The 2,004-nt window shown below is 63.2% G+C and carries 2 protein-coding genes; both read left to right on the top strand.

Annotation, left to right across the window (positions count from 1 at the left end):
* On the top strand, positions 1 to 1,224 hold a 1,224-nt coding region (locus H0W40_RS19970), incomplete at its 5' end, for a PA14 domain-containing protein (protein ID WP_292449681.1).
* Between the two features lie 46 nt (positions 1,225 to 1,270).
* On the top strand, positions 1,271 to 2,004 hold a 734-nt coding region (locus tag H0W40_RS19965), incomplete at its 3' end, for a c-type cytochrome domain-containing protein (RefSeq protein WP_292449679.1).

Raw genomic sequence — 2,004 nt, 5'->3', positions numbered from 1 at the left:
AAGGGCTTCGCGCTGGGCTACCTCGCCTGGGACGAGCAGAACTTCTACTTCGCCGCCAAGGTCGCCGATACCAGCCCACATCCCGGCACGCTGCGCTTCGAGAAGCGCGATGACGACCAGTACTTCTTTCCCGAGGTATCGTACCGGAAGCCTGATCCCAAGCGGCAGGGCGAGGGCGCCACGGACTTCAGCGCCCGCTGGAGCGGCTTCCTCCAGTCCCGCACCACCGGCAAGCACACCCTGATCATGACCACCGACGACGGCGTGCGGGTGTGGCTCGACGGCAAGCCGGTGATCAACGACTGGATCGGACGTGGCGCCACCGACTCGAAGGTGGAAGTCGATCTGAAGGTTGGTGTCCGCGTTCCCGTCCGCATCGAGTACTTCCAAGGCGGCGGTGGCGGCTCGGCGGTGTTCAGCTGGATCGAGCCGGGCGGCGAGCGCATGGTCGTGCCCGGCGACGTGCTCTATCAGAAGGCGGACGGCAAGGACAACGGCTTGGCCGCAGAGTTCTTCGCTGGCGCCGGGGTCAGCGACCAGCCGAAGTTGGTGCGGACGGACCCAATCATCAACTATCCTGCTTGGCCGACGCTGCCCTGGGTCGCCCAAGTCAAGGCGGCGGACCCTGGGCTGGAGGCCATGCACTGGCCCGCGGGCATGCGCCGGTATTCATACCGCAAGGGCCCCGACCTGCCGGCCGGCAACGCGCCGAACTTCGACAACATCCAGATCGCGTTCAACGTGCTGCCGGAGGAGCGCAAGAAGAAGATCAGTGTGCTGCCAGGCCTGATCACCGACTACATGGCCTACAGCTGCACCGACTACGAATGGGCGCTCAACAAGGTGGCGGAGAAGTTCGGCGGCGGCACCGAGGTCTGGCGCCTGCGCCGCCCCGACATGCCGCACAAGCACTTCTATCCGCGCACCTTGAAGTCCCCTGCCGACGGCCCCGCACCCGGCGCCAAACTGGTGGTGACCTACGAGGGCGGCTGGCGCATCACCGAGGCCTCGATCCCGTGGAGCGAGATGCCGGAGACCAAGGCCCGGCTGGATGCCGGACAGACGGTGAAATTCAGCTTCCGCGTCAACGACGACCAAGGCGTCGGCTGCATGGAGCTGTCCAAACGTCGCAGCGTTGCCAAGCGTAACGGCAGTTTCATGGCCGACTGGCTTGAACACTGGGCCAACGAACTGGAGTTCGGGGCGGAGGCTGGGCGCAAGTGACGGCAGAGACAATGTCGGATAACAGGTGTATCATCTAATGATACCCATGAATGCATACCTTCACACCCAGGATTCATCGGGCATGAGGCGCCACGGACACGAACAACTCTTTGTCGCGTGGCGTGCGCGCCACGATGAAACAGCTGTTCGAGCACTCCGTTTTCCCAAAGGCAGCCCAAGTGAAATCGGGCGCCCGCAACGCTCGGCCCTGAACCGTGCGGAGCTATTTCCTTCGTTCTTTGGTGGCGCTGTAGTCGTTCGCCGCGCGCTGGTCCACGGCGTTATGTCCTTGTTGCTCTCACTCCTGATGTCGTCGGCTCTTTGGTGCTCTGAGCGTTCCGGCCCGTCGTCACGTGATGCCATCAACGCCACGTACGTGAGCACGATTCGGCCGATGTTGTCCAAGTACTGTGGCGAGTGCCACAACGCCGAGAAGCACAAGGGCGACATCAATCTGGCGCCGTTGCTCAGCAGCAGCGCGACGATTGATCAGGTGCTCAACCACTCCGCCTTGTGGCAAAAGGTCGGATCTGAAGTCGCCTCAGGAGAAATGCCTCCTGAGAAATCCAAGGAGCAGCCCAGCGACAGCGAACGCCAGGCGCTGATGGTGTGGGTGAAAGGTTTTCGTCGTCTCCAGACGCCGGATCCCGGGGTCACGGTCATGCGTCGTTTGGCTCGCAGTGAATACACCAACACCATCAACGATCTCTTCGGCGTGTCGGGGTTGGCCGCGGTCAACGCCGGAGCCGACTTGGCGCCCGACAGCATTGGCGCGGGGTT

Source organism: Methylibium sp. (genome assembly GCF_013817345.1).
Taxonomy (GTDB): domain Bacteria; phylum Pseudomonadota; class Gammaproteobacteria; order Burkholderiales; family Burkholderiaceae_C; genus Methylibium.
The sequence above is the reverse complement of the archived record's forward strand: the minus strand, read 5'-3'. Positions and strand labels throughout refer to the sequence as shown.